The following is a 23,994-nucleotide window of genomic DNA, read 5'->3' as shown; positions in this document are numbered from 1 at the left end:
ACGGACGCACGACGTACGTCACATGGTTGCGCGGCCCTCAGCCGGCCGCCGCGACCGGCTCCTCCGTCTCGGGCGCTCCGACGAACGTCCTCCACAGCTCGGCGTAGTAGCCGTCGAGGGCGAGCAGCTCGTCGTGCGTGCCGTCCTCCACGATCCTGCCGTGGTCCATCACCACGACCCGGTCCGCGCGGGCCGCCGTCGTCAGGCGGTGGGCCACGACGAGGGTGGTACGGCGGCCCGCGAGGCGATCGGTGGCCTGGTTGACCTGGGCTTCCGTGGCCAGGTCCAGGGCTGCCGTGGCCTCGTCCAGGAGGAGGATGTCGGGGTCGACGAGTTCCGCCCGGGCCAGGGCGATCAGCTGGCGCTGGCCCGCCGAGAGGTTGCGGCCGCGCTCGGCGACCTCGTGGAGGTAGCCGCCGTCGAGCGTCGCGATCATCTCGTGGGCGCCGACCGCGCGGGACGCGGCCTCCACCTCGGCGTCGGTGGCGTCGGGGCGGCCGTAGGCGATGGCGTCGCGGACGGTGCCCTGGAAGAGGTACGCCTCCTGGGGGACGACGCCGAGGTGGCGGCGGTAGGACGTGATGTCCAGGGCGCGCAGGTCGGTGCCGTCGACGGTGACCCGGCCGCCGGTCGGGTCGTAGAAGCGGGCGACCAGCTTCACGAGCGTCGACTTGCCCGCGCCGGTCTCGCCGACGAAGGCGACCGTCTGGCCGGCCGGGATCGTCAACTCGACGCCCGCCAGGGCCTCTTCCTCGTCGCCGTAGGCGAAGTGCACGTCCTCGAAGGCCAGGTCGCCGCGGAGGGAGAGGACGTCGAGGGGTTCGTCGGCGGCCCGGGTGGACGTCGGTTCCCGCAGCAGTTCCTGGATGCGGCCCAGGGAGACGGTCGCCTGCTGGTAGCCGTCGAAGACCTGGGAGAGCTGCTGGACCGGGGCGAAGAACAGGTCGATGTAGAGGAGGTAGGCGACCAGCGCGCCGGTCGTCAGGGTCGCGGCGTCCACCCTGCCCGCGCCCGCGATCAGTACGGACGCCGCCGCCACCGACGACAGCAGCTGGACGAAGGGGAAGTAGATCGAGATCAGCCACTGGCCCCGGGTGCGGGCCTCGCGGTAGCTGCTGCTGCGCTCGGCGAAGCGCCGGCGGCCGTCCTGCTCGCGCCGGAACGCCTGCACGATCCGCAGCCCCGACACCGACTCCTGGAGGTCGGCGTTGACCAACGACACGCGCTCACGGGCGAGTTCGTACGCCTTCACGCTCGCCCGGCGGAAGAAGAAGGTGGCGACGACCAGCGGCGGCAGGGTCGCGAACACGACCAGCGCGAGCTGCACGTCGATGACCAGCAGGGCGACCATGATGCCGAAGAAGGTGACGACCGAGACGAACGCCGTGACCAGGCCGGTCTGCAGGAAGGTCGAGAGGGCGTCGACGTCCGTCGTCATCCTCGTCATGATCCGGCCGGTCAACTCCCGCTCGTAGTAGTCGAGTCCGAGACGCTGGAGCTGGGCGAAGATCTTCAGCCGGAGGGTGTAGAGGACCCGTTCGCCGGTACGGCCGGTCATACGGGTCTCGCCGCGCTGGGCCGCCCACTGCACGGCCACCGCGAGCAGGGCCAGGATCGACGCCGACCAGACCGCGCCGATCGCCAGCTTGCTGACGCCCTGGTCGATGCCGTGCCGGATCATGATCGGCAGCAGCAGGCTCATGCCCGCGTCCACGGCGACCAGGCCGAGGCTGATCAGCAGCGGGGCGCCGAACCCGTGCAGCAGCCGGCGCAGCCCGTAGGAGTCCTCGGCCCGCACGGCGCGCGCCTCGTCGATGTCGGGGACGTCGGTCGCCGGGGGCAACGCGTCGACCTGCGCGAGGAGTTCGGGCGTCGCGGGCATCCCGGACAGCGCGGTGTCCTTGGGCTCGCGGTCGCCGCTCCACAGCCGGGGCGTGACCCCGCGCTCGGCGTCGAACTCCGCGTCCAGCTCGTCGCGTACGGAGGTGTCCTCGGCCGGTGCGACCGCCTGGGCGTGGCCGGGCGAGACGCCGCCGAGTTCGTCGGGGTCGGTGAGGAGGCGGCGGTAGAGCGGGGAGCGCTGCTGGAGTTCGTCGTGCGTGCCGATGTCGGCGAGGCGGCCCCCGTCGAGGACGGCGATGCGGTCGGCGAGGTTGAGGGTGGAGCGGCGGTGCGCGATCAACAGGGTGGTGCGCGCGACAGCGCTCGTTGAGGGGTGGTGGTCGGGCGACGGGAGGGCGGTGCGGCCCCGCATGACCTGCTTCAGGGCCTCGTGGATCTCGTGCTCGACGCGGGCGTCGACCGCCGAGGTGGCGTCGTCCAGGACCAGCAGGCGCGGGTCGGTGAGGATCGCGCGGGCGAGGGCGACGCGCTGGCGCTGGCCGCCGGAGAGGGTGAGGCCGTGCTCGCCGACCGTCGTGTCGTAGCCCGCGGGGAGTACCTGGATGAACCGGTCGGCCTGGGCGGCGCGTGCGGCGGTGAGGATCTCGTCCTCGGTCGCGTCGGGGCGGCCGTAGGCGATGTTGTTGCGGACCGTGTCGGAGAAGAGGAAGGAGTCCTCGGGGACCAGGCCGATCGCGGCGCGCAGCGAGTCGAGGGTGAGTTCGCGGACGTCGTGGCCGCCGATGAGGACGGCGCCGTGGCTGACGTCGTAGAAGCGCGGGAGGAGCAGGGAGACGGTCGATTTCCCGGAGCCGGAGGAGCCGACGACGGCGAGGGTCTCGCCGGGGCGGATCTCGAAGCTGAGGCCGTCGAGGACCGGGCGTTCGTGGGCGTAGCCGAAGGAGACGTCGTCGAACTCGACCGTGGCCGGGGCGTCGGCGGGGAGTTCCTTGGTGCCGTCCGTCATCGACGGCTCGGTGTCGATCAGTTCGAGGACGCGTTCGGTGCCGGCGCGGGCCTGCTGGCCGACGGTGAGGACGACGGCGAGCATGCGGACGGGGCCGACGAGCTGGGCGAGGTAGGTGGAGAAGGCGACGAACGTGCCGAGCGTGATGTGCCCGCGCACCGCGAGCCAGCCGCCGAGCGCGAGCATCGCGACCTGGCCGAGGGCGGGGACGGCCTGGAGGGCGGGGGTGTAGCGGGCGTTCTGCCGGATCGTGCGGAGGCGGCCCGCGTAGAGGCGGCGGCCGACCTCGCGGAGCTTTCCGGTCTCCTGGTCCTCCTGGCCGAAGCCCTTCACCACGCGGACGCCGCTGACGGCGCCGTCGACGACACCGGCCACGGCGGCGGCCTGGGCCTGCGCGTACCAGGTGGAGGGGTGCAGCTTGCTGCGGCTGCGTTTCGCGATGACGCCGAGGGCGGGGGCGACGGCCAGTGCGATCAGGGTCAGCGGGAGGGACAGCGACGCCATGATCGCGAGGGAGAGCGCGAAGAGGAGGACGTTCCCGATGGTCATCGGGAGCATGAAGAGGAGGCCCTGGATCAGCTGGAGGTCGCTGGTGGCGCGGCCGACGACCTGGCCGGTGGACAGCTCGTCCTGGCGGCGGCCGTCGAGGCGGGTGATCGTCCCGTACATCTCGGTGCGCAGGTCGTGCTGGACGTCCAGGGCGAGGCGTCCGCCGTAGTAGCGGCGGACGTAGGCGCAGACGTAGACGAGGACCGCGGCGGCGATCAGGGCGCCTGCCCAGGGGGCCATGGAGCGGGTGTGGCCGGTGATCACGTCGTCGATGATCACCTTGGTGACCAGGGGCACGAGGGCCATGACCGCCATGCCCGCGAGGGAGGCGCCCAGCGCGAGGACCACGTCCTTGGGGTGGCGCCACGCGTATCCGGCGAGCCTTCGGGCCCAGCCTTGTTTCTCCCCCTGTTTCGCTGCCACGCGGTGCCTTCCGTTCGCCCCTGATCAGCCGGTCTAACGGAAGGCACCAACACGGATCGAAGCGGATTTCATCCCTCCGCAACAATGCGCTTCGCGCGGAGGGGTCCCTTTCCGGGTGCGGCGCCGTCGTGGCCGGTCGCGCCGTTCCCCGCGCCCCTGGAAGACTAGAAAGCGGGGGTCACGCGGACCCGGAGGTAGTAGAAGCGGGTCGTCTGGGCCGTGTTCTGGTTGTCGTCGCTCACCAGCAGCACCTTGTAGCGGCCCTTCGCGCCCCGCTCCTTGCCCGTGATCACCATGCCCTCGATGTTGTCGAGGAGGGGGTTCGGCTGGGGCTGCTTCGCGGTGGCGCCCAGGGACGGGCAGTCGGCGATGTCGGCGAGCAGGGTCTTCCTGATCAGGCGGACCCCGGGCTGGCCGGTGAGGTGGTCGACGCCGCTGGTGTCCGTCGCGCGGCGCGGGTCGGCCAGGTAGAGGCGGACCGTGTTGCCGACGCCGCTGGTGAAACCGCGCTCCAGGACGAGGAGGCGGCCGTCGGGCAGGGCCTGCACCTCGGGCACGCCGAGGAAGGCCGCGTCGGTCTTGTAGGCGTACTGGGCGGCGAGCCTGAAGTGGCCGCCCTTGGTCCGGGTCCAGGTCTGGAAGCGGACGGCGCCCGAGGTGTCCCCGGCGATCGGGTACTCCATCGACGCGAGGAGCGTGCGGCCGCCGGGCAGCAGGGTCAGGCCCTCGAAGGTCTGGTTGGAGACGGCCCGGCCGGCCGGGGCGACCAGCAGCGGGGCGGGGACCGGGAGGCGGTCGAGGATCGTGCCGTCGACGGAGTAGCGGCGGATCGACGGCTCGGTCTCGGAGGTGATGAGACGGGTGCCGTCGCGATCGATGACCAGGCCCTCGGAGTCGAGGTCGGCGCCGTTCTCGTCGGTGAGGTGGACGGCCCGCTCGGGCTGGAGCGTCCTCGCGTTCAGGTCGAACAGCGAGGAACGGTCCTCCAGGGCGGCCAGCGAGCCGTCCCGGTCCAGCGCGAGCGCGGAGAAGTTGCCGACGAAGGTGCCGTCGTACGTCGTCTTGTCGAGCGCGTCGGAGAAGCGGTCGATCGACACGGACGACGAACAGGCTCTGGCGGTAGGGGAGTTGGTGCTCCCGGTACTGACGGCGGTCGCGGGCCCGGCGGCGGTGAGGCAGGTGGCGGCCGCCAGGCCGGCGGTCGCGGTGGCGAGTACGGTTCTCAGGCGCATGGGCGTCACCGTAGGGCGGACGGATGACCTGCGGGAGACCGCGCGGTGAAGCGCTTCCCCGGCACAGGCCCCGCGCCCGCCGCGGACACGACCTAGGCCAGGTCCTTGTGGATCGCCTTCGCGACACCCTGGATCGTCGTGATGCCGTAGCTCATCGTGCTGTTGTCCTGGGTGAGCACGGACATCATGTAGTCGTGGCCGCCGCCGTTGAAGGTGCCCAGGCTGTGGACGCGCCAGCCGTGCGTGGAGCGCTGCAGCCAGCCGTTCTTGACGTGCACGGTGACCTTGGACGGGGCGCCGTACGGGGTGCCCCAGCGCTGCGACGAGACGACCTGGTTCATCAACTTCAGGATGTACGCGCGGGAGTTGTCGCTCAGCACCGTGTTCTTGGCGGTGACCAGCTTGAGCAGCTTCTGCTCGTCGGTCACCGTCTCCTGGGTCAGACCCCAGTAGTTGTTCGCGCCGGGCTTGGTCTGGGTCATGCCGGCCGCGGACAGGAAGCCCTTGATCTTCGTCAGGCCGAGCTGCTTCCACAGGGTGGAGGTCGCGTCGTTGTCCGACTTGGTGATCATGGCGGTGGCGAGCGTCGTCTCGCGCGAGGTGAGCAGGCGGTTGTGCTTCTTCGCGTCCCAGAGCAGCGTGGCGAGGACGGTGACCTTGACGGTGCTCGCCGAGTCGTAGGCGCTCGTCGCCCGCAGGGTGCAGGTGGTCTTGGTGGTCCGGTCGTAGAGGCCGACCGCGACGGTTCCCTTACGGGTCGCGAGGGCGGCGGTGATGTCCTTCTTCAACTTGGCGGCCAGCCCCGCCTTCGCGGACGTGCAGCTGACCGTCGGGGTGGCCGCGGCAGCGGGCGTCGCGGCGGCCAGGACGGGTATGAGCATCCCGGCGCCCACGCCGACGGCCACCACTCTGGCCCGGCGCGATGTCCAATGAGACTGAGTCATGCCCGAGTTGACTCACAGGAAGGCATGAAAGGTTGTACGGGTCGGAGAACGGTTGTGCGACGCATTACCCGGCCCTGTGCGAATTCACAGGCGGCGGCCAGGTACGGCACAGCACCCTCCCACCCTGCTTTCGCACGATGCGTGGGTGACATCTGCCACCGATCCGCACCCCCACACCGAACCCGCGTCCGCCGACTGGCCGCCGCCGGCCCCACCCGCCGACGCGCCGCCCGAGAAGGCGCCCCGCTGGTCGCTGCCCGCCCTGGCCGCGATCATGGTCCTGGCGGCCGTGCTGTACTCCTGGAACCTGAGCGGCTCCAGCATGAACACCTTCTACAGCGGTGCCGTCTGGGCCGGCACGAAGAGCTGGAAGGCCTGGTTCTTCGGCTCGCTGGACCCGGGCAACTTCCTGACCGTCGACAAACCGCCGTTCGCCCTCATGGTCATGGGCCTGTCGTGCCGGATCTTCGGCTTCGGGACCTGGCAGATGATGCTGCCGCAGATCGGGGCCGCACTCGGCACGATCTGGATCCTGCACACGAACGTGAAGCGGATCTGGGGCCACGGCGCGGCGACGGTCGCCGCGCTGGTCCTCGCGCTGACCCCGATCACCGTCGCCATCAACCGCGACAACAACCCCGACACGATCCTGGTCCTCCTCATGGTCGCGGGCGCCGCGCTCGCCTTCCGCGCCACCCGTGACGAGAAGCTGCTTCCGCTGCTCGGTGCGGCGGCCTGCTTCGGCCTCGCCTTCAACACCAAGCTGCTGGCGGGCTGGATCGCGCTGCCGGCCGTCTTCGCGCTCTACCTGTACGCGTCGAAGGCGCCCTGGGTGAAGCGGATCGTCAACCTGCTGCTGGCCGCGGTCGTCCTGGCGGTCTCCAGCTTCTGGTGGGCGATCGCCGTCTCCCTCGTCCCGGCCTCCGACCGCCCGTACATCGGCGGCTCGACGGACGGCTCGGCCTGGGACCTGATCATGGGCTACGACGGCCTCGGCCGCGTCTTCGGCGGCGAGGGCAACGGTGGCGGAGGCGGCGGTGGTGGCGGCGGCTTCTCCGGTTCCGCCGGTCTCGGCCGGATGTTCAACGACATCCTCGGCGGCCAGATCTCGTGGCTGCTGCCCTTCTCCGCCATCGCCCTGATCGGCGGCCTGGTGCTGTGCGGGCGCGCCCCGCGCACCGACCGGCGCCGGATGGGCCTGGTCCTGTGGGGCGGCTGGCTGCTCCTGCACTACGTGATCTTCGCGACCGCGCAGGGCACGATGCACCCGTACTACACGACCGCGCTCGCCCCGGGCATCGCCGCGCTGTGCGGCGGCGGTGGCGTGATGCTGCTGAAGGCCCACCGCGCCGACAAGCGCTGGGTGTGGGTGCTGCCGGCCGCCTTCGGCGTCACCGGGATCTGGGCGATCGTGCTGCTGCGCCGGGCCTCCGGCTGGAACACCTGGCTGTGGCCGGCCGTCGCCGTGGTCATGGTCCTCGCGATCGTGGGCCTGTTCGTCTTCCGCTCCGGCAACAAGGCGCGGCTGCTCACCGCGTCCCTCGCCGCGGCGGTCGTGGCGGCCCTCGCGGGCCCGACGGCGTACGCGGCCTCGCCCGCCTTCGGTTCCTCCAGCGGCATGATGGGCGGCACCAACCCGACGGCCGGCCCCTCGACGGGCGGCGGCATGGGCGGCGGACCCGGCGGCGGCAACCGCGGTGGCTTCCCCGGCGGCGACATGGCGGGCGGCACCCAGCGGGGCGGCGGCAACAGCCAGGCCGGCGGCGAGGCCGGGGGCGGCTTCCCCGGCGGCGGGCAGCAGAACGGCGAACTGCCGGGCGGCAGCGGCGGGATGATGCCGGGCGGCGGGAACGGCGAGCTGCCCCAGGGCGGCGGCACGGCTCCGGGCGGCACCGGCGGAACGGCGCCCGGCGGCACCGGCGAGGCGGGCGGAACGGCGCCCGGCGGTGGCACGGGCGGACAGCGCGGCGGCTTCGGCGGCGGGGGCGGTGGCATGGGCGGTGGCGCGTCCACCGAACTCATCGCGTACCTGAAGAAGCACCAGGACGGCGCCAAGTGGCTGCTCGCGGTGTCCAACTCGCAGAGTTCCGCGCAGATCGAGCTGAGCGCCAAGGAGCCGGTCATCTCCATGTGGGGCTTCACCGGCTCCGACAACGCGATGACGGTCGCCAAGCTCAAGGAGATCGTGAAGAAGGGCGAGCTGCACTACATCCAGATCAGCAGCGGCGGTATGGGCGGCGGCAACAGCCTGAGCACCGAGGTCGCCACCTGGGTGAAGAAGCACGGTACGGCGGTCAAGGAGAGCGCGTACAGCAAGAGTTCGACGTCGACCTCCTCCACGTCCTCCACCGCCTCGCTCTACCGCCTGGACCCGTCGGACGTCGGCTGACGCTCCGTGGGTGACGGTCAACGGCCCCCGATCACAGCCGAGTTCTGTGATCGGGGGCCGTTTCGTCGGGTCAACTCGCCTGGACACGGGGCAGATTGTCGCTTCAGGTCACCGGATCGACACGTCCCGTTTATTTACTGGGCCGCATGAACATGTCACGCTCCCGTCTACCGCCCCATTCAACCCGCGTAGATGGGACACTCTTTATGCTTGGGACACGGATCCACCGCTGGAAATCGGTGGCGCTGACGACCGCCGCCGTCCTGGTCGGCTTCGCCGCGCCGACCCTGACCGCGACCCCCGCGTCGGCCACGACGACCGCGTACGACTCGACGTACTACAAGAACGCGGTCGGCAAGACGGGCACCGCCCTCAAGTCCTCGCTGCACACGATCATCAGCACCAACGTCACGAAGATCTCGTACGCGGCGGTGTGGAACGCGCTGAAGGTCACCGACCAGGACCCGAACAACAGCAACAACGTGATCCTGCTGTACAGCGGTGTGTCCCGCGCCAAGTCCCTCAACGGCGGCGACGTCGGCGACTGGAACCGCGAGCACACCTGGGCCAAGTCCCACGGCGACTTCGGCGAGTCGATCGGCCCCGGCACGGATCTGCACCACCTGCGTCCCGCGGACGTCCAGGTCAACAGCATCCGCGGCAACCTCGACTTCGACAACGGCGGCAGCGCGGTCACCAACGGCGGCGGCAGCACCGTCGACTCCGACTCCTTCGCGCCGCGCGCGGCGGACCGGGGCGACGTGGCCCGCATGATCCTCTACATGGCCGTGCGCTACGAGGGCGACGACGGCTTCGCGGACCTGGAGCCCAACGAGAAGGTCAACAACGGCAGCAACCCCTACATGGGCAAGCTCTCCGTCCTTAAGGCCTGGAGCGCGGCGGACCCGCCCAGCGCCTTCGAGGAGAACCGCAACCAGGTCATCTACGACACCTACCAGCACAACCGCAACCCGTTCATCGACCACCCGGAGTGGGTCGAGGCGATCTGGTAGGAAGCAGCCGTCCGGCCTGAACTCCCGCTGCTTCGGCGGGAGTTCAGGCGTCAGGTCATTCCTGTCGCGGAGGAGCCCCTCACCCCAGGTGCGTGGCCGCGAACATCCGCAGCAGCGCCGGGAGTACGACCACGGAGGGCCCCGGTTCCGCCAGTGCCTTCGTCAGGTCGGACTCCAGGGATTCCGGGGTCGTGCGCGTCCCCCGCACCCCGAACGACTCCGCCAGCGCGACGTAGTCCGGGCGGGTCAGTTCCGTGGCCGTGGCCTCGCCGAACGCGTCCGTCATGTACTCGCGGAGGATGCCGTAGCCGCCGTCGTCGACGATGAGCCAGGTGACGTTCAGGTCGTACTGCCTGGCCGTGGCCAGCTCCGCGACGGAGTACAGCGCGCCGCCGTCGCCCGACACCGCCAGCACCGGGCGGGTGGGGTCGGCCGCCGCCGCGCCGAGCGCCGCCGGGAAGCCGTAGCCGAGGCCGCCGGCGCCCTGGGCGGAGTGGAGGTGGTTCGGGCCCTTCGCGTCGAAGGCCGACCAGGCCCAGTAGGCGAGGATCGTCATGTCCCAGAAGGAGGGGGAGGTGGGCGGGAGGGCCTTGCGGACCGATGCCAACACGCTCTGTTCCAGGGTGAGTTCCTGGGCGGCGATGCGTTCGCGGACCCGGGTCAGCACCTCGCCGACCCGCTCGGCCGCGGTCTCGTCCGGTCGCTCCGTGACCGTCTCCAGCAGCGCCTGCAGCGCGTGCCAGGCGTCCGCGTGGATGCCCAGCGCCGGGTGGTTGGACTCCAGTTTGCCGAGGTCCGCCTCGATCTGGACGACCCGGCCGCGCGGCCTGAACGTGTGGTAGTTCGAGGAGAGTTCGCCCAGTCCTGAGCCGACCACCAGGACGACGTCCGCGTCTTCCAGGAAGTCCGTCGTATGGCGGTCCTCCAGCCAGGACTGGAGGGAGAGGGGGTGCGTCCAGGGGAACGCGCCCTTGCCGCCGGGGGTCGTGACGACGGGGGCGTTGATCTTCTCCGCCAGCTGCCGCAGCTTCTTCGAGGCGTCCGCCCGTACGACTCCGCCGCCCGCGATGATCGCCGGGCGGGCGGCGCGCGACAGCAAGTCCGCTGCCACGGCGGTGAGTTCGGGCCGCGGGACCAGGTCCTCCGGGGTCGCGTCCACCGCCGTCACCACCGGGAGGAGGGTCGGCGCGAGCAGCACGTCCTGCGGGATCTCCACCCACACCGGCCCGTGCGGGGCCGTCAGCGCCGACTTCCAGGCCTCGGCGATCGCGGACGGGATCTGCGACTGGGTGCGGACCGTGTGGACGGACTTCACCACACCCCTGAACGAGGCGGACTGGTCCGGGAGTTCGTGGAGGTAGCCGTGCCTGCCGCCGCCCAGGCCGGCCGTCGGGATCTGGCTGCTGATCGCCAGGACGGGGGCCGAGGCCGCCCTCGCCTCCTGGAGCGCGGCCAGTGACGTCAGCGCGCCCGGGCCCGTCGACAGCAGCAGCGGGGCCGCCTCGCCGGTGATGCGGCCGTAGGCGTCCGCCGCGAATCCCGCGTTGTTCTCCACCCGCAGGCCGATGTACCGCAGGTCGGAGCGGCGCAGCGCGTCGAACATGCCGAGGGCGTGCTGCCCCGGCAGGCCGAAGACCGTCGTGGCGCCGAGGCCTGCCAGGGTCTCCACGACCAGGTCACCGCCGTTGCGCCCGGGGGGCGGGTTCAGGGCGGCGGAGATCTGTGCGGCCGTCGGGCGGAGTTCCAGGTCGTGGTCGTGGGTCACTTCGAACGAGCCTCGGCAATCTGACGGGACATGATCGTGATCAGGTCGTACGCGGTGTGCGACGCGGCCACCGACGTGATCTCGGCGTGGTCGTACGCCGGTGCCACCTCGACGACGTCCGCCGACACCAGGTTGCAGGATGCCAGGCCGCGCAGGATCTCCAGAAGTTCGCGGGAGGTCAGGCCACCGGCCTCGGGGGTGCCGGTGCCGGGCGCGTGGGCCGGGTCGAGGCAGTCGATGTCGATGGAGATGTAGAGGGGCCGGTCGCCGATCCGCTGACGCAGCTGGTCGGCGACCTCGTCGGCGCCCCGGCGGTACACGTCCGCCGCCGTGACGATGCCGAAGCCCATCTTCTCGTCGTCCTTGAGGTCCTGCTTGCCGTACAGCGGACCGCGGATGCCGACGTGCGAGAGCGCCTCCGTGTCGAGGATGCCCTCCTCGACCGCCCTGCGGAACGGCGTCCCGTGGGTGTACTCGGCCCCGAAGTAGGTGTCCCAGGTGTCGAGATGGGCGTCGAAGTGCAGCAGGGCCACCGGGCCGTGCTTCTTCGCGACCGAGCGCAGCAGCGGCAGCGCGATGGTGTGGTCGCCGCCGAGGGTCATCAACCGCGCTCCGGTGTCGAGGAGTTGGTCCGCCGCCTCCTCGATGGTCTCGACGGCCTCGTTGATGTTGAACGGGTTCGCCGCGATGTCCCCGGCGTCGGCGACCTGCGCCAGCGCGAAGGGGGACGCGTCCTGCGCCGGGTTGTAGGGACGCAGCAGCCGGGACGCCTCGCGGATCGCGTTGCCGCCGAAGCGGGCGCCCGGCCGGTAGGAGACCCCGGCGTCGAACGGCACCCCGACCACGGCCACGTCCGCGGTCCCGACCTCGTCCAGGCGCGGCAGCCGGGCGTAGGTCGCGGGGCCGGCGAACCGCGGGAAGCGCGAGGAGTCGACGGGGCCGCGGGGCGTCTCGTTGCTGGTCATGGGGACTGCCTTCTTTCCTACGCTTCGTGACGTATGGGATGGATTACGTGCAGCTTGTGGCTGTTTGCGCGTCCGCTACGACTCTACTGGTGCACGGCGACCGGTTCGGACGCCCGTTCGGGGGCGCCGCGTCCGGCGAGCCGGTCCCGCCAGGCGGCGAGGACCGCCGCGTCGGTCGGCGGGGTGGCGAGGGAGACGGTCACATAGGCGGCCAGAGACAGCAACAGGCCGTAGTACACAGGCTCGTTGGCGAGGATGCCGTAGGCCGCCATCAGGCCGACGACCGCGAGGCCGCCGACGATCACCGAGGCGAGTGCGCCCTGTGCGGTGCCGCGCTTCCAGAGCAGGCCGCCGAGGATGGGGACGAGGAGTCCGCCGACGAGGAGGTTGTAGGCGACGGTCAGCGCCTCCACGACGTTGTTGAGGGCGATCGCCGTGACGATCACGCCGACGCCCATGACGAGGATGAAGACGCGGTTGCCGCGCACCTCGTCGTGTCCGTCCTCGCCGTGCCCCTCCTCGCCGTCCCGGCCCTTGGCCGCTCCCCGCAGCCGCGACCAGATGTCGTTGTTGGCGACGGTGGCGCAGGCGATCAGCGCGCCGGACGACGTCGACATCACGGCGGCCAGGGCGGCGGCCAGCACCAACCCTCTTACGCCGATGGGGAGTTCGTCCTTGACGATGGTGGCGAAGGCGTCGTCCGGGCTGCCGAGGTCCGGGTAGAGGACCTTGGCCGCCGTGCCGATGACGGCGCCCGCGACGGCGTAGACGAGGCAGTAGGTGCCCGCGACCGTGCCGCCCCACCTGGCGGTCCTGTCGCTGCCCGCGGTGAACACGCGCTGCCAGATGTCCTGGCCGATGAGCATGCCGAACGTGTAGATCAGGACGTAGGTGAAGATCGTCTCGCCGCCGATGCCCAGCGGGTCGAAGTACCCGGTGGGCAGCTTCGCCTTCATCTCGCCGAAGCCGCCCGCCTTGACGACCGCGATCGGCAGCAGGAGCAGGAGCACGCCGATCGTCTTCACCACGAACTGCACCATGTCGGTGAGGGTGATCGACCACATGCCGCCGAGCGTCGAGTACGCGACGACGATCGAGCCGCCGAGGACGATCGCGAGGGTGCGGTTCATGTCGAAGAGGACGTCGAAGATCGTGGCGTAGGCGATCGTCGAGGTGACGGCGAGCATCAGGGTGTAGGCCCACATGACCACGCCGGAGATCACGCCCGCCCGGCCGCCGTACCGGAGATCGAGCATCTCGGAGACGGTGTACACCTTCAGGCGGGCGATCCGGGCGGAGAAGAACACGGAGAGGGCGAGCAGGCCGAGGCCGATGGTGAAGACCATCCAGGCGCCGGACAGGCCGTACTGGTAGCCGAGGCCGACTCCGCCGATGGTGGACGCGCCGCCCAGGACGATCGCGGCCATGGTGCCGGAGTACATGACCGGGCCCAGGCGGCGGCCCGCGACCAGGAAGTCGCTCTTGGACCTGGCGCGGCGCATGCCCCACCAGCCCATGGCCAGCATGCCGGCCAGGTAGACGACGATCACGGTGTAGTCGACGGCCATAAGGGGGGCCTCCTTCGCGGGCTCGCTGCCTGGTCTGCGTCGACAGTAGGTGGCCGGAAAGCGACTGCGAAGTGTACGTTTCATCCATCCGAGCCCAAGGAGATGGAGGAAACGTCCACCATGCCGGACCCGACGATTCCCTCTGGTCCCCCTACTCCGCCCACTCCCCCCACTCCTCCTACTCCCCCCGTGCCCCTCGCATCCCTGCTCGCCCGCGAGGACCTGGGGCTGCGGCAGATCGCCGGGCCCGCCGACCCCGGCATCGCGATCCACTGGGCGCACGTGTCCGAGATGACGGACCCCTATCCGTATCTGCTCGGCGGCGAACTGCTGCTCACCGCGGGCGTCCACATCCCGGACGCGGCCGGCTCGGGCACCTACTTCGACGACTACGTCGCCCGGATCGTCGAGGCGGGCGGAGTGGCCCTCGGCTTCGGCGTGGCCCCGGTCCACGACACCGTGCCGCGCGCCCTGGTCGCCGCCTGCGACCACTACGGCCTCCCCCTCCTGGAGGTCCCGCCGCCCACCCCCTTCTCCCGTGTGGCCCGCGCGGTCTGGCAGCTGATGGCCCAGGCCCGCCTGGCCGAACTCCGCCGCGTCACCGAGGCCCAGCAGAGCCTGGCCGCGGCGGCCTCCCGCCCCGACCCGCTCCCCTCGGTGCTGCGCCAGCTCGCCCAACGGGTCGGCGGCCAGGCCGTGTTGTTCGGCCCCGACGGGACGGAGATCGCCGGGGCGGGACGGGGCGCGGGGGCGAGCGACACGGAGGCGCGGGAGGTGCGGGAGGCCCTGGCGGGGCTGGCGCGGGTGGTCCGGCCCTCCGCCGCTGCCGCCCCGTCCCCCACGTCCGCCACCGACACCGTCTCCGGCATCCACCTCGCGGCCTATGCCCTCGGGACCGGCCAGGGTTTCGTCCTGGGGGTGGCCGCCCCGCAGCGGGCGCCCGGTGACCACACCATCGCCTCCGTCGCCGCCGTCCTGCTCTCCCTCCTCACCGGCGAGCACCAGAGCCGCACGGGAGCGGACCGGTCCTCGGCGCTGGTACGGCTGCTGCTGGGCGCCCCGCCGGCGGACGTGGCGTCGCTGCTCGGCGGTGACCGGTGGCTGGTGGTGCACGCGCTGCCCGACACCGGAGCCGGCCCCGCCGCCGACCCCGTCGCCGCCTCCGCCCTGGGCGCCGCCCTCGGTTCCGCGCTGCTCGACCTGGCACCGGAGGCCGTACGGGTCCTCGTCCCCGGCGACCGCGCACCCGCCCCGCAGCCCGGCTGGACCCTGGGGGTCAGCGCCCCCGTCGCCCCGGAGGACTGGTCCGCCGCCGACCGGCAGGCGGCCCGCGCCCTGGCCCGCGCGCGTGCGACCCGTACCGCGCTGGTGCGGCACGGCGCCTCCGGCCGCGCCGGGCTCGCCGACCTGCTCCCGCGCGACACGGCCGAGGAACACGCCCGCACCCTCCTCGCGCCGCTCGCCGCGCACCCCGCTCTCGTCGAGACCCTGCGCACCTGGCTCTCCCTGCACGGGAGTTGGGACCGTACGGCGGTCGCCCTCGCCGTGCACCGCAACACCGTGCGGCAGCGGATCGCGCGGTGCGCGGCGCTGCTGGAGACGGACCTCGACGATCCGGACGTACGGATGGAGCTGTGGTTCGGCCTGCGCCTGCTGTGACGGGCGGCCGTGAGTGATCCACATCCCAGCGTGCGGGACGCCGGGCACGGGCACAGCCCTCTGCTTCACAATGGGAACCATGCCGATACCCGGGACACCCAGCCGCGCCGAGCTCGTCGACCACCTTGTGAAGACCCGTATCGCGGGCGAGGTGGCCACGCCCCGCGAGAACAACCTCTCCCACTACCGCAAGCTCGCGAACGGCGACCGTCACTACTGGCTCGGGCTGGAGCTGGGCAACCGCTGGACCGACGAGCAGGACGTCCTCGCGGTGATGGCGGAGCGGGTGGGCGTCAACGACGATCCCGAGTACCGCTACGGCCAGGACACCATCGACCCGGAGCTGACCGTCGACGGCCTGGACCGGATGGCGGCGCGGCTGCGCAAGGCGGCCGACGGGCAGCAGCGGGTGCTCTTCGCGACCGGTCACCCGGGCGGTCTGCTGGACGTGCACCGCGCCACGGCCGCCGCCCTGCGCACGGCGGGCTGCGAGATCGTCGTGATCCCGGAGGGGCTGCAGACGGAGGAGGGGTACGTCATGCAGTTCGCGGACGTGGCCGTCCTGGAGCACGGCGCGACGCTCTGGCACACGCACTCCGGTGAGCCGATGAAGGCGATCCTGACCGCCCTGGAGCGCGAGGGCCGCCCGCTGCCCGACCTGGTCGTCGCCGACCACGGCTGGGCGGGCTGTGCGGGGCGCCACGGCGTCGACTCCGTGGGCTACGCCGACTGCAACGACCCCGCGCTCTTCCTCGCCGAGTCCGAGGGCACCGTGCAGGTGGCGGTCCCGCTCGACGACCACGTCGTCAGCCCCCGGCACTACGACCCGATGACGGCCTATCTGCTGGCCGAGGCCGGGCTGTCGGCCTGAGCGACCGGGCTCGGGTCCCCGGTCACGGCCAGGGGTTGAGCCCCTCCGCCCGGCGCTGCGCGTAGCCCGGCGTCGGGTCCAGGTAGACCCGGCTGACCGCCGGGAACGCCTCCCGCAGCCGCTGCTCGGCCTGTTCGCAGGCCCACTCGATCTGCGCGGCGCTCGACCGGTCCCGGAAGTCGATCTTCGCGGCCACCAGCGCCTCACGCGGGCCCTGCACGAGGGTCGTCAACTCCAGTACGGCCTCGATGTGTTCGACCCCGAGCAGCTCCTCCTTGATCCGCTCCCGCACGGCCCTGGGCAGCGGGCGGCCGATGAGGAGTTCCGCGTTGGAGCGGCCCAGCACCCAGGCGACGTAGAGCAGCAGGGCGCCGATGCACAGCGAGGCGGCGCCGTCCCAGGCGCCGGAGCCCGTGAGCTGGCCGCCGAGCAGGCCGCCCGCCGCGAGGACCAGGCCGACGAGCGCGGCGGAGTCCTCCAGGACGACGGCCTTCACCGCGGTGTCGGGGGTGTAGCGGAGGTAGCGCTTGAAGGAGGCGTCGAAGCGGGCCGCCTCGCCGCGCGCCTGGCGTACGCCCGTGCGCAGGGAGTAGCCCTCCAGGAGGAAGGCGACGCCGAGCACGATGTACGAGACGAGCGGGTCGCCGAGGTCCTCGCCGGCGACGAGGGTGTGCACGCCGTCGTAGATCGAGAAGACCGCGCCGCCGACGAAGGTGGCGACGGCGGCGAGCATGGCCCAGATGTAGCGTTCGGGGCCGTAGCCCAGGGGGTGGTCCTCGTCGGCGGGTTTGCCGCTGCGCTTGAGGGCGGTCAGCAGGAGGAGTTCGGTGACGGTGTCGGCGACGGAGTGCGCGGCCTCCGACAGCATCGCGCTGGAGCCGCTGATGACGCCGGCGACCGCCTTGGCGAGCGCGATGCCCAGGTTGGCGACGGCCGCGACGATCACGGTGGCGGTGGACTCGCCGCCACCGTCGTTCTCCTCTGTCTCTGCCATGCCCTCAGTGTTCCCGAGGAACCCGGACCACGCCCTCCTGGATGACGGAGACGGCCAGCCGCCCGTCCTGGGTGTAGATCCGCGCCTGCCCGAGCCCGCGCCCGCCGGACGCCGACGGCGACTCCTGGTCGTAGAGCAGCCACTCGTCCGCGCGGAACGGCCGGTGGAACCACATCGCGTGGTCGAGCGAGGCCCCTACGACATCGCCTACGGCCCAGCCGCCGCGGCCGTGCGCGAGGAGCACGGAGTCCAGGAGGGTCATGTCGGAGACGTAGGTCGCGAGCACCACGTGGAGCAGGGGCTGGTCCACGGGTCCGTCGAGCTTGCCGTTGGTGCGGAACCACACCTGGGAGTGCGGTTCGCGGGGCTCGCCGAAGCGGCCGTAGGGCGGGTCGTCGACGTACCGGAGGTCGATCGCCTCACGCGCCTCCAGGAATCGTTGAACGATTCCCTGGTCGAGATGGTCGTAGCCGAGCAGTCGCTCCTGGCCGGTGGGGACCGTCTCCGGGTCGGGGGCGGGCGGCATGGGGGCCTGGTGGTCGAGGCCCTCCTCGTACGTCTGGAAGGACGCCGACAGCGCGAAGATCGGCCGGCCGTGCTGGACGGCGACCGCGCGGCGGGTGGTGAAGGAGCGGCCGTCGCGCATGCGCTCGACGTTGTAGACGATGGGTGCGCCCGGGTCGCCCATGCGCAGGAAGTAGGCGTGCAGGGAGTGGGCGTGGCGGTCGGCGGGGACCGTGCGCCCGGCGGCGACCAGCGCCTGCGCCGCCACCTGGCCCCCGAAGACACGGGGGACGACGGCGGAGCGGGACTGGCCGCGGAAGATGTTCTCCTCGATCTGCTCCAGGTCGAGCAGATCGAGGAGATCCTGTAGTGCCTCGTTCATGGCGTTCAGTTGTACCTGGCGGTAATTGCCGGGACCTTACAGGCCCATGTCCTTGGCGATGATCGTCTTCATGATCTCGCTGGTGCCGCCGTAGATGCGGTTGACGCGGTTGTCCGCGTACAGGCGGGCGATCGGGTACTCGTTCATGAAGCCGTAGCCGCCGTGCAGCTGGAGGCAGCGGTCGATCACGCGGTGGGCGACCTCGGTGGTGAACAGCTTGGCGCTGGCCGCCTCGGCGGGGGTCAGCTCACCGGCGTCCAGGGCCTCGGTCGCGCGGTCGACGACGGCCTCGGCGGCGTCCACCTCGGCCTGGCAGGCGGCCAGTTCGAACTTGGTGTTCTGGAACGCGGCGACGGGCTGGCCGAAGACCACGCGGTCCTGGACGTACTGCTTCGCGAACCGGACGGCGGCCTTGGCCTGCGCGTACGCGCCGAAGGCGATGCCCCAGCGCTCGGAGGCGAGGTTGTGGCCGAGGTAGTAGAAGCCCTTGTTCTCCTCGCCGAGGAGGTCCTCGGCGGGGACCTTCACGTCGACGAACGCCAGCTCGGCGGTGTCGGAGGTCTTCAGGCCGAGCTTGTCGAGCTTGCGGCCGACCGAGTAGCCCTCGGCCTTGGTGTCCACCACGAAGAGGGAGATGCCGTGCCGGCGGTCCTCCTTGGTGGACGGGGAGGTGCGGGCGCAGACGATCATGCGGTCGGCGTGCACGCCACCCGTGATGAAGGTCTTGGCGCCGTTGAGGACGTAGTGCGTGCCGTCCTCGGAGAGCTTGGCGGTGGTCTTCATGCCCGCGAGGTCGGAGCCGGTGCCCGGCTCGGTCATCGCGATCGCCCACATCTCCTCGCCGGAGACGAACTTCGGCAGGAAGCGCTTCTTCTGCTCGTCGGTGGCGAGCAGCTTGATGTAGGGCAGGCCGAGCAGCACGTGTACGCCGGAGCCGCCGAAGGTGACGCCCGCGCGCGCGGTCTCCTCGTAGAGGACGGCCTCGAACTTGTACGAGTCGATGCCCGCGCCGCCGTACTCCTCGTCGACGCGGATGCCGAAGACGCCGAGCTCGGCGAGCTTGTAGTAGAAGTCGCGCGGCGCCTGGCCGGCCGCGAACCACTCGTCGTAGACGGGGACGACCTCGGCCTCGATGAAGGCCCGGAGGGTCTCCCGGAACGCCTCGTGGTCCTCGTCAAACACCGTACGGCGCACCGCCGCCACCTCCAGCTAGCTCGGGGTCCATGTCTAAGCGCTTGCTCAGAAGTTCACGGTACCGGCGAGTAGATCCAGCGTCCAGCGGAACCTGTACGTAACGCTCGTCACGCCGTGACCCGCTCATCCTCCACGCGCTTGCCCACCCGCCCGACCGACTCGGCGGGCCAGGCCACCCCGCCACGGGGCTCCGCCCCGGACCCCGCCCAAGCCCCGCGGCTCGCCACGACCACCCGGCCCAGCACCCCACCCGCCACGGGGCTCCGCCCCGGACCCCGGTCCTCAGCTCTCCCTCTCCGCCGCCCCGAACGCTCCCCGCGCCATCCGGTGCAGCAGTCGCGCCGTCGCGCCGCGGCCGGGGAGGGAGCCGGGGCGGCCCAGGTGGGGGGTCGAGTTGAGGAGGCCGAAGACCGAGTGGACCGCGGACCGTGCGCTGGGCTCGGCCAGGTCCGGGTAGACCTCGCGGACCACCTCCACCCACAACTCGACGTACTGGCGCTGGAGTTGGCGTACCAGCTTGCGGTCGGTGTCGCGGAGGCGGTCCAGCTCGCGGTCGTGCAGGGTGATCAGGGGGCGGTCGTCGAGGGCGAAGTCGATGTGGCCCTCGATGAGCGAGTCGAGGAGCGGTCCGGCGGAGGTCGCGCCCTCCGCCTCCGCCAGGCGGCGCTTCGCGCCCGTCAGGAGCCGGCCACTGATGCCGACCAGCAGCTCCGCGAGCATCGCGTCCTTGCCCGGGAAGTGCCGGTACAGACCGGGGCCGCTGATGCCGACGGCCGCGCCTATCTCGTCGACGCCGACGCCGTGGAAACCCCGCTCGGCGAAGAGCCGCGCGGCCTCCTTGAGGATCTGCTCGCGCCGGGTGGGGGCGTCGGTTCTCGTGGTCATGGAAGCAATTCTAGACAGGGAGGTTAGCGGTCGTTAACCTGAAGGAAATGGTTAACGCTCATTAACGGTCGAGAGCAGCCGATCGCTGTGCGAGGGGACCCAGAGAATGCAAGAGGCACCGGAGCTGACGAGCGCGGCGGACCCCGCGTCGGACGCGTGGCGGGCCAACGAGGCGGCGCACCGCGCGCTGGGCGAGGAGCTGCGCCGGAAGCTGGCCGCGGCCCGGCTCGGCGGCGGCGAGCGCGCCCGGGACCGGCACACCGCGCGCGGCAAGCTGCTCCCCCGCGACCGCGTCGACACCCTCCTCGACCCGGGCTCGCCCTTCCTGGAGCTGGCTCCCCTGGCCGCCGACGGGATGTACGACGGGGCCGCCCCCGCCGCCGGTGTCATCGCCGGGATCGGGCGGGTGAGCGGGCGCGAGTGCGTGGTCGTCGCCAATGACGCCACGGTCAAGGGCGGGACGTACTACCCGATGACCGTGAAGAAGCATCTGCGCGCCCAGGAGATCGCCCTGGAGAACCGCCTCCCCTGCATCTATCTGGTCGACTCGGGAGGCGCGTTCCTGCCCATGCAGGACGAGGTGTTCCCGGACCGTGAGCACTTCGGGCGGATCTTCTACAACCAGGCCCGGATGTCGGGGGCGGGGATTCCGCAGATCGCGGCCGTCCTCGGGTCCTGCACCGCCGGTGGGGCGTACGTCCCCGCCATGAGCGACGAAGCGGTGATCGTCCGCGGCCAGGGGACGATCTTCCTCGGCGGGCCGCCCCTGGTGAAGGCCGCCACCGGGGAGGTCGTCACCGCCGAGGAGCTGGGCGGCGGCGACGTGCACGCACGCGTGTCGGGCGTCACCGACCACCTCGCGGAGGACGACGCGCACGCCCTGCGGATCGTCCGGAACATCGCCGCCACGCTCCCCGCGCGCGGGCCCCTCCCCTGGGAGGTCACGGAGCCGGTGGAGCCGAAGGTCGACCCGTACGGGATCTACGGCGCCGTCCCTGTCGACTCCCGCACCCCCTACGACGTGCGGGAGATCATCGCGCGCGTGGTCGACGGCTCGCGCTTCGCCGAGTTCAAGGCCGAGTTCGGGCAGACCCTGGTCACCGGCTTCGCCCGGATCCACGGGCACCCGGTCGGCGTCGTCGCCAACAACGGCATCCTGTTCTCCGAGTCCGCCCAGAAGGGCGCCCACTTCATCGAGCTGTGCGACCAGCGCGGCATCCCCCTGGTCTTCCTGCAGAACGTCTCGGGGTTCATGGTCGGCAAGGACTACGAGGCGGGCGGTATCGCCAAGCACGGCGCGAAGATGGTCACCGCCGTCGCCTGCGCGCGCGTGCCGAAGCTGACGGTGGTGGTCGGCGGCTCGTACGGCGCGGGCAACTACTCGATGTGCGGCCGGGCGTACTCCCCGCGCTTCCTGTGGATGTGGCCCGGCGCCAAGATCTCCGTGATGGGCGGCGAGCAGGCCGCCTCGGTCCTCGCGACCGTGAAGCGGGACCAGTTGGAGGCGCGCGGCGAGGAGTGGCCCGCCGAGGACGAGGAGTCCTTCAAGGCCCCCGTCCGGCAGCAGTACGAGCGCCAGGGCAGCGCCTACTACGCGACCGCCCGCCTCTGGGACGACGGGGTCATCGACCCGACGGAGACCCGCCAGGTGCTGGGTCTGGCCCTGACCGCCTGTGCCAACGCGCCGCTGGGGGACCCCCAGTTCGGCGTCTTCCGGATGTGATGAGGATGCCCGAGATGGTCGACAGCTTCGCGATTTCCGGGACGCCCGCGGCACCCGGGATGTTCGACACGGTCCTCGTGGCCAACCGGGGCGAGATCGCGGTCCGCGTGATCCGCACCCTGCGCTCGCTCGGTGTGCGCTCGGTGGCCGTCTTCTCCGACGCCGACGCGGACGCCCGGCACGTCCGCGAGGCCGACACGGCGGTGCGGCTGGGTCCCGCGCCGGCGGCCGAGAGCTATCTGTCGGTCGAGCGGCTCCTGGAGGCGGCGGCCCGCTCCGGCGCGCAGGCCGTGCACCCGGGCTACGGCTTCCTCGCCGAGAACGCGGCGTTCGCGCGCGCGTGCGCCGACGCCGGGCTCGTCTTCATCGGTCCCCCGGCCGACGCGATCGCCCTCATGGGCGACAAGATCCGCGCCAAGGAGACCGTCCAGGCGGCCGGCGTCCCGGTCGTCCCCGGCGGCCGTGACCCCGAACTCGCCGAGGCGGCACACCAGTTGGGCGCACCCGTCCTCCTGAAGCCGTCGGCGGGCGGCGGCGGCAAGGGCATGCGCCTGGTCCGCGACCTCGCCCTCCTGGAGGAGGAGATCGCCGCCGCCCGCCGCGAGGCCCGCGCCTCCTTCGGCGACGACACCCTTCTGGTCGAGCGCTGGGTCGACCGCCCCCGGCACATCGAGATCCAGGTGCTGGCCGACACCCATGGCAACGTCGTCCACCTCGGCGAGCGCGAGTGCTCCCTGCAGCGCCGCCACCAGAAGGTGGTGGAAGAGGCCCCGAGCGTGCTGCTGGACGAGGCCACGCGCGCGGCGATGGGCGAGGCGGCCGTACAGGCGGCCCGCTCGTGCGGGTACGCGGGCGCGGGCACGGTCGAGTTCATCGTCCCGGGCAACGACCCGTCGTCGTACTACTTCATGGAGATGAACACCCGTCTCCAAGTGGAGCATCCGGTCACGGAGTGGGTGACCGGGCTCGATCTGGTGGAGTGGCAGCTGCGGGTGGCGGCGGGCGAGCGGCTGTCCTTCGCGCAGGAGGACATCACCCTCACCGGGCACGCGGTGGAGGCGCGGATCTGCGCGGAGGACCCCGCGCGCGGGTTCCTGCCGTCCGGCGGGACCGTCCTGAAGCTGGACGAGCCCTCCGGCGACGGTGTCCGCACCGACTCCGGCCTCTCCGAGGGCACCGAGGTCGGCAGCCTCTACGACCCGATGCTCTCCAAGGTCATCGCCTACGGCCCCGACCGCGCGACCGCGCTCAGGAGACTCCGGGCGGCCCTCGCGGACACGGTGACCCTGGGCGTGCCGACGAACGCCGGTTTCCTGCGGCGGCTGCTGGCCCATCCGGCGGTCGTGGCGGGCGAGTTGGACACCGGGCTCGTCGAGCGGGAGGCGGACGGACTGGTGCCCGGCGAGGTGCCGGTGGAGGTCTACGCGGCGGCGGCGCTGCTGCGGCACGCGGCGCTCGCGCCCGGGCGGGGCTCCGGCTGGGCCGACCCGTTCGGCGCCGCCGACGGCTGGCGGCTGGGCGGGGAGCGGGCCTGGACGGCGCATCCGCTCCAGGTGCCGGGCCACGACCCGGTGACCGTGCGCGTGCGCCGCACACCCGGGGGCGGGACCGAGCTGCTGCCGGACGGCGCGGGGAAGCCCCTGGCCGGCTCCGGGGCGGCCGGGCCCGACGGCCGGTTCACCCTGTGGCTCGACGGACTCGTGCACACCTTCACCGCCCTGCCGGACGGCAGCTGGCTGGGCCGGGACGGGGACGCCTGGCAGGTACGGGACCACGACCCGGTGGCCGCCTCGCTCAGCGGCGCCGACCGCTCCGGCGCCGGTTCGCTGACCGCGCCGATGCCGGGGACGGTGACCGTGGTGAAGGTCGCCGTGGGGGATCAAGTGACCGCGGGGCAGAGCCTGTTGGTGGTCGAGGCGATGAAGATGGAGCACGTCGTCTCCGCGCCGCACGCGGGCACGGTCGCCGAACTCGATGTGACGCCAGGCGCGACGGTCGCCATGGACCAGGTGCTGGCGGTCGTCACCCCGGTGGAGGAGGACCAGTGACACGCGGACCGGAGACACACGGGCCGGAGACAGGCGGG

The 23,994-nt window shown here is 71.8% G+C and carries 16 protein-coding genes; 6 read left to right on the top strand and 10 right to left on the bottom strand.

Annotated elements, in window-relative coordinates:
• Positions 1-37: 37 nt before the first annotated feature.
• The 3 genes from ACIPTO_RS12375 to ACIPTO_RS12365 form a co-directional block, all read right to left on the bottom strand.
• Complete coding sequence (locus ACIPTO_RS12375) at positions 38-3,820, bottom strand: ABC transporter ATP-binding protein (protein WP_401191163.1); 3,783 nt, start codon at positions 3,818-3,820, stop codon at positions 38-40.
• 164 nt (positions 3,821-3,984) lie between these two features.
• Positions 3,985-5,052, bottom strand: a complete 1,068-nt coding sequence (locus tag ACIPTO_RS12370; RefSeq protein ID WP_401191161.1) for an esterase-like activity of phytase family protein — start codon at positions 5,050-5,052, stop codon at positions 3,985-3,987.
• 92 nt (positions 5,053-5,144) lie between these two features.
• Positions 5,145-5,996, bottom strand: coding sequence for a serine hydrolase (locus tag ACIPTO_RS12365; RefSeq protein WP_401191159.1), 852 nt, complete (start codon positions 5,994-5,996; stop codon positions 5,145-5,147).
• 145 nt (positions 5,997-6,141) lie between these two features.
• Here ACIPTO_RS12365 and ACIPTO_RS12360 point away from each other — a divergent pair, with 145 nt between their 5' ends.
• Together ACIPTO_RS12360 and ACIPTO_RS12355 are read left to right on the top strand one after the other, a co-directional pair.
• Positions 6,142-8,385, top strand: a complete 2,244-nt coding sequence (locus ACIPTO_RS12360) for an ArnT family glycosyltransferase (RefSeq protein WP_401191157.1) — start codon at positions 6,142-6,144, stop codon at positions 8,383-8,385.
• Positions 8,386-8,591: 206 nt separating this feature from the next.
• Complete coding sequence (locus ACIPTO_RS12355) at positions 8,592-9,398, top strand: endonuclease (protein WP_366313244.1); 807 nt, start codon at positions 8,592-8,594, stop codon at positions 9,396-9,398.
• Positions 9,399-9,477: 79 nt separating this feature from the next.
• Here the strand turns inward: ACIPTO_RS12355 and ACIPTO_RS12350 are convergent, their stop codons facing one another.
• From ACIPTO_RS12350 to ACIPTO_RS12340, 3 genes are all read right to left on the bottom strand, one after another.
• A complete protein-coding gene (locus ACIPTO_RS12350; protein WP_401191155.1) occupies positions 9,478-11,163 on the bottom strand; it encodes a thiamine pyrophosphate-binding protein in 1,686 nt (561 codons plus the stop codon).
• The gene (speB, locus tag ACIPTO_RS12345) at positions 11,160-12,128 is read right to left on the bottom strand and encodes an agmatinase (RefSeq protein ID WP_366313234.1); all 969 of its coding nucleotides are present in this window, start codon (positions 12,126-12,128) and stop codon (positions 11,160-11,162) included. The genes ACIPTO_RS12350 and speB overlap by 4 nt, the downstream gene beginning before the upstream one ends.
• Positions 12,129-12,211: 83 nt before the next feature.
• Positions 12,212-13,696 (bottom strand): sodium:solute symporter, encoded by a 1,485-nt coding sequence (locus tag ACIPTO_RS12340; protein ID WP_401191153.1) that lies wholly within the window; start codon positions 13,694-13,696, stop codon positions 12,212-12,214.
• Between the two features lie 102 nt (positions 13,697-13,798).
• Between ACIPTO_RS12340 and ACIPTO_RS12335 the strand changes: the two genes are divergently transcribed.
• Both ACIPTO_RS12335 and ACIPTO_RS12330 read left to right on the top strand, forming a co-directional pair.
• Positions 13,799-15,355: a PucR family transcriptional regulator gene (locus ACIPTO_RS12335; RefSeq protein WP_401191152.1), complete on the top strand. Its 1,557-nt coding sequence runs from the start codon at positions 13,799-13,801 to the stop codon at positions 15,353-15,355.
• Between the two features lie 79 nt (positions 15,356-15,434).
• Positions 15,435-16,226: a phosphatase gene (locus ACIPTO_RS12330; protein WP_366313228.1), complete on the top strand. Its 792-nt coding sequence runs from the start codon at positions 15,435-15,437 to the stop codon at positions 16,224-16,226.
• Positions 16,227-16,248: 22 nt separating this feature from the next.
• Here the strand turns inward: ACIPTO_RS12330 and ACIPTO_RS12325 are convergent, their stop codons facing one another.
• The 4 genes from ACIPTO_RS12325 to ACIPTO_RS12310 form a co-directional block, all read right to left on the bottom strand.
• Positions 16,249-17,220 (bottom strand): cation diffusion facilitator family transporter, encoded by a 972-nt coding sequence (locus ACIPTO_RS12325; protein ID WP_366313227.1) that lies wholly within the window; start codon positions 17,218-17,220, stop codon positions 16,249-16,251.
• A gap of 4 nt (positions 17,221-17,224) precedes the next feature.
• On the bottom strand, positions 17,225-18,106 hold the full coding sequence (locus ACIPTO_RS12320) for an acyl-CoA thioesterase (RefSeq protein ID WP_401191149.1): 882 nt from the start codon (positions 18,104-18,106) through the stop codon (positions 17,225-17,227).
• A 36-nt stretch (positions 18,107-18,142) separates the two neighbouring features.
• Positions 18,143-19,300: an acyl-CoA dehydrogenase family protein gene (locus ACIPTO_RS12315; protein WP_401191147.1), complete on the bottom strand. Its 1,158-nt coding sequence runs from the start codon at positions 19,298-19,300 to the stop codon at positions 18,143-18,145.
• Positions 19,301-19,582: 282 nt separating this feature from the next.
• Positions 19,583-20,185: a TetR/AcrR family transcriptional regulator gene (locus ACIPTO_RS12310; RefSeq protein WP_366313221.1), complete on the bottom strand. Its 603-nt coding sequence runs from the start codon at positions 20,183-20,185 to the stop codon at positions 19,583-19,585.
• 106 nt (positions 20,186-20,291) lie between these two features.
• Between ACIPTO_RS12310 and ACIPTO_RS12305 the strand changes: the two genes are divergently transcribed.
• Together ACIPTO_RS12305 and ACIPTO_RS12300 are read left to right on the top strand one after the other, a co-directional pair.
• Positions 20,292-21,908 (top strand): carboxyl transferase domain-containing protein, encoded by a 1,617-nt coding sequence (locus ACIPTO_RS12305; protein WP_401191145.1) that lies wholly within the window; start codon positions 20,292-20,294, stop codon positions 21,906-21,908.
• Between the two features lie 59 nt (positions 21,909-21,967).
• Entirely contained in the window at positions 21,968-23,956 is a 1,989-nt protein-coding gene (locus ACIPTO_RS12300) for a biotin carboxylase N-terminal domain-containing protein (RefSeq protein ID WP_401192105.1), read from the top strand.
• Positions 23,957-23,994: the final 38 nt, after the last annotated feature.

Origin of the sequence: Streptomyces sp. NPDC090083, from assembly GCF_044747445.1 — a bacterium.
GTDB lineage: Bacteria > Actinomycetota > Actinomycetes > Streptomycetales > Streptomycetaceae > Streptomyces.
The sequence above is the reverse complement of the archived record's forward strand: the minus strand, read 5'-3'. Positions and strand labels throughout refer to the sequence as shown.

Excerpts from the sequence above, each read along its gene's own strand:
- ACIPTO_RS12370 (WP_401191161.1), bottom strand. The coding sequence starts at position 5,052 with ATGCGCCTGAGAACCGTACTCGCCACCGCGACCGCCGGCCTGGCGGCC.
- ACIPTO_RS12365 (WP_401191159.1), bottom strand. The coding sequence starts at position 5,996 with ATGACTCAGTCTCATTGGACATCGCGCCGGGCCAGAGTGGTGGCCGTC.
- ACIPTO_RS12355 (WP_366313244.1), top strand. The coding sequence starts at position 8,592 with ATGCTTGGGACACGGATCCACCGCTGGAAATCGGTGGCGCTGACGACC.
- speB (WP_366313234.1), bottom strand. The coding sequence starts at position 12,128 with ATGACCAGCAACGAGACGCCCCGCGGCCCCGTCGACTCCTCGCGCTTC.
- ACIPTO_RS12340 (WP_401191153.1), bottom strand. The coding sequence starts at position 13,696 with ATGGCCGTCGACTACACCGTGATCGTCGTCTACCTGGCCGGCATGCTG.
- ACIPTO_RS12335 (WP_401191152.1), top strand. The coding sequence starts at position 13,799 with ATGGAGGAAACGTCCACCATGCCGGACCCGACGATTCCCTCTGGTCCC.
- ACIPTO_RS12330 (WP_366313228.1), top strand. The coding sequence starts at position 15,435 with ATGCCGATACCCGGGACACCCAGCCGCGCCGAGCTCGTCGACCACCTT.
- ACIPTO_RS12325 (WP_366313227.1), bottom strand. The coding sequence starts at position 17,220 with ATGGCAGAGACAGAGGAGAACGACGGTGGCGGCGAGTCCACCGCCACC.
- ACIPTO_RS12320 (WP_401191149.1), bottom strand. The coding sequence starts at position 18,106 with ATGAACGAGGCACTACAGGATCTCCTCGATCTGCTCGACCTGGAGCAG.
- ACIPTO_RS12310 (WP_366313221.1), bottom strand. The coding sequence starts at position 20,185 with ATGACCACGAGAACCGACGCCCCCACCCGGCGCGAGCAGATCCTCAAG.
- ACIPTO_RS12305 (WP_401191145.1), top strand. The coding sequence starts at position 20,292 with ATGCAAGAGGCACCGGAGCTGACGAGCGCGGCGGACCCCGCGTCGGAC.
- ACIPTO_RS12300 (WP_401192105.1), top strand. The coding sequence starts at position 21,968 with ATGTTCGACACGGTCCTCGTGGCCAACCGGGGCGAGATCGCGGTCCGC.